General features: G+C 65.8%; 3 protein-coding genes. All 3 read right to left on the reverse strand.

Annotated elements, in window-relative coordinates; genetic code table 11:
• Positions 1–279 precede the first annotated feature (279 nt).
• Positions 280–1,098 carry a prolyl oligopeptidase family serine peptidase gene (locus ABE423_RS20600; protein ID WP_125895957.1) on the reverse strand — a complete coding sequence of 273 codons (819 nt, stop codon included), beginning with the start codon at positions 1,096–1,098 and terminating at the stop codon, positions 280–282.
• A 70-nt stretch (positions 1,099–1,168) separates the two neighbouring features.
• Positions 1,169–1,435 carry a hypothetical protein gene (locus ABE423_RS20605; protein ID WP_253144172.1) on the reverse strand — a complete coding sequence of 89 codons (267 nt, stop codon included), beginning with the start codon at positions 1,433–1,435 and terminating at the stop codon, positions 1,169–1,171.
• Positions 1,436–1,496: 61 nt separating this feature from the next.
• A complete protein-coding gene (gene mgtE / locus ABE423_RS20610; protein WP_010483662.1) occupies positions 1,497–2,858 on the reverse strand; it encodes a magnesium transporter in 1,362 nt (453 codons plus the stop codon).
• Positions 2,859–3,042 lie beyond the last annotated feature (184 nt).

Below are 3,042 nucleotides of genomic sequence, written 5' to 3' on the forward strand. Positions count from 1 at the left end.
CCAACCAAGGTTGGCAACTACCAGAGCAGTCAATGCCAACCAAGGTTGGCAACTACCAGAGCAGTCAATGCCAACCAAGGTTGGCAACTACCAGAGCAGTCAATGCCAACCAAGGTTGGCAACTACCAGAGCAGTCAGTGCCAACCAAGGTTGGCAACTACCAGAGCAGTCAATGCCAACCAAGGTTGGCAACTACCAGAGCAGTCAATGCCAACCAAGGTTGGCAACTACCAGAGCAGTCAATGCCAACCCAGGTTGACAGCTACGAGAAACTGCGGTTCAGCGCTTCTGCGCGAACAGCCACGCCCACATGGCCGGGTCGGCGTAGGTAGCGTCCCAGGCATTGTGATTGCCTTCCGGGTACTCGGTGTAGCGCACATCGCGTGCGTTGGCGCTCTGGAATGCGGCATGCAGCCTGCGGTCGTCATCCGGAGGCACCACGTCATCCAGCGCGCCGTGGAAGATCCAGATCGGCGTGTGCTGCAGGCGCTGCGCGATCACGGCATACGGATCGGTTTCCTGGGCGACCTGCTCGACGAACAGGGTCGGGCGCTTTGCGCGTGGTGCCAGCACGGCACCGCACACGGGGACGATCGCGGCGAAGCGGCGCGGGTCGTCCAGGGCGATGTTCCAGCTGCCGTAGCCGCCCATCGACATGCCGGTCAGGTACTGCCGTGCCGGGTCGGCGCCGAACTCGGCGATTGTCGCGTCCAGCGCGGCCACGGCCGCACGGTTGTTGCGGCCGCTCCATTCCTCATGGCCCGGTACCTGTGGGAACACCACCAAGGCAGGGAAGTTGGGATGCTCGCGCAGATAAGGCCCCAGCCCGGCGTGGGTCTGCTTGATGCCATCGGCGCCGCGCTCGCCCGAACCGTGCAGGAACAGGATGACCGGGACGTTGGAGGTTGCGGGCGTCTGCCCACCAGGGCTGCGGGCCTGCAGGCCCGCGGGAATGAACACCTGGTAGTAAGCCGTGTGCCCGTCCACCTTCACCGCACGTGCTTCGAAGCGGCCACGCGCGCTGTCCGGCAGCGAAGTGCAACCGCTCATCATCAGAAGGGCCAGCAATGGCAGCCAGCGCGACAGCAGACGGACCATGGGGTTTTCCGAAGCGGCGAGAACGCCTGCATCGTAGTCCGCCAACGTCGGCCCGGCATCATGCGCCGCGTCACTGCGGGCGCGGAAAGCTGGCGATGATGTCCAGCTGTTCCTGTGCCTCGGCATTGCCTTCGGCGGCCGCAGCCTGCACCTGCGCCATATCCGGGTGCAGCACCACCAGCAGCGGGTTCTCGCAGACCGGGCAGTCGTACTCGGTGGCGTCCTCGTCCAGCTCCATCTCCATGGCGCGCGAGCTGCCCTTCCATTCGCAGGCCGTGCAGGTGTACTGCTGGTCACGCCAGCCGGGCTGGAAGTAATTTTCGATCGTCGTTGCCATGGGTGTTCCAGTTGGGATCGGGTCAGCGCCCCGCGCGGTGGGGATCCGACCCTTGATAGGGTCAGTGCAGCAGCACCAGGGTGGCGAGGCCGAGGAAGGTGAAGAAGCCCATCGAGTCGGTCACGGCGGTCAGGAAGATGCCGCTGGCCAGCGCCGGGTCGAAGCCGAAGCGTTTCAGGGTCAGTGGCACCAGCACGCCGGCCAACGCGGCGAACAGCAGGTTGCAGGTCAGCGCGATGGCGATCACCGCCGACAACCCGGGCGAGTGGAACCAAGCGAGTACGATCAGGCCCAGCACCGAACCCAGCATCACGCCGTTCAACAAGGCGACCCGCACTTCCTTCCACAGCAGCGTGCGCGCGTTGGAGGCGCCCACCTGGCCCAACGCCAGGCCACGCACCATCAGCGCCAGCACCTGGGTGCCGGCGTTGCCTCCGAGGCCCGCAACGATCGGCATCAGCACCGCCAGCGCCACCAGCTTGTCGATGGTGCCCTCGAAGTGGCCGACCACGCTGGACGCCAGGAATGCCGTGCACAGATTGACCGACAGCCACATCAGGCGGCGGCGCATGGCGCGCCAGACCGGGCTGAACAGATCCTCGTCCTCGTCCAGGCCGGCGGCGCCCAGCGCCTGGTGCTCGGCCTGTCCACGGATGATGTCGACCACGTCATCGATGGTGATGCGGCCGACCAGGATGTTGTTGTCGTCCACCACCGGCGCGGAGATCCAGTCATGGTCGGAGAACTGGCGGGCGACCTCCTGGTCGCTTTCGCCGACATCGATCGCCGGTTGCTCGTCGTCGATCAGGCGGTTGATCGGGGTGGTGTCCTCGTGGGTCACCAGTGCCGCCAGCGACACCCGGCCGAGGTATTGATGGCGACGGCTGACCACGAACAGATGATCGGTGTGGTCGGGCAGTTCGCCACGCAGGCGCAGGTAGCGCAGCACCACGTCAACGTTGACGTCGGCGCGCACGGTCACCACGTCCGGGTTCATCAGGCGGCCGGCGCTGTCCTCGGGGTAGGACAGCACCTGCTCCAGGCGCTCGCGGTTCTCGCGGTCCATCGACTTGAGGACTTCGTCGATGACCGTGTCCGGCAGATCTTCGACCAGGTCGGCCAGATCGTCGATGTCCAGGTCTTCGACCGCGGCGATGATCTCGTCCGGGTCCATGTCGGCGAGCAGGCTCTCGCGCACGTCGTCGCCGACGTGGACCAGCACCTCACCGTCATCTTCCGGATCGACCAGGCCCCAGACCACCTCGCGCTTGCCCGGCGGCAGCGATTCGAGCAGGTTGCCGATCTCGGCCGGGGCCAGGGTGTTGACCAGGCGGCGCACCGGGCCCAGCCGACCGCTGTCCAGTGCGTCGGACAGCATCCGCAGTTGGCGCGCAGTCTTGTCGTGGCGTACAGCTTCAGCCATCGCAGCTCCCGCGGGATAAGAAAAGCCGCGATCCCGGCAAGGATGCGGCAACAGGGGTGTTCAGCGCGTCATTATCGCAAGGGGATGTTTCAACGCATAGCCGCCGGGCGGTGGTAGTGGCGGGCCCCGGGGGGCCAACGGGCCCCACCTAAGACCACTAAGGTTGGGGCCCCGCGCTCCCGAA

It is taken from the genome of Stenotrophomonas sp. TWI1409 (genome assembly GCF_039673015.1).
GTDB classification, from domain to species: Bacteria; Pseudomonadota; Gammaproteobacteria; order Xanthomonadales; family Xanthomonadaceae; genus Stenotrophomonas; species Stenotrophomonas maltophilia_A.

Bases quoted from the DNA above. Each gene is read 5' to 3' on its own strand.
- ABE423_RS20605 (WP_253144172.1), bottom strand. From the start codon at position 1,435: ATGGCAACGACGATCGAAAATTACTTCCAGCCCGGCTGGCGTGACCAG.
- ABE423_RS20600 (WP_125895957.1), bottom strand. From the start codon at position 1,098: ATGGTCCGTCTGCTGTCGCGCTGGCTGCCATTGCTGGCCCTTCTGATG.
- mgtE (WP_010483662.1), bottom strand. From the start codon at position 2,858: ATGGCTGAAGCTGTACGCCACGACAAGACTGCGCGCCAACTGCGGATG.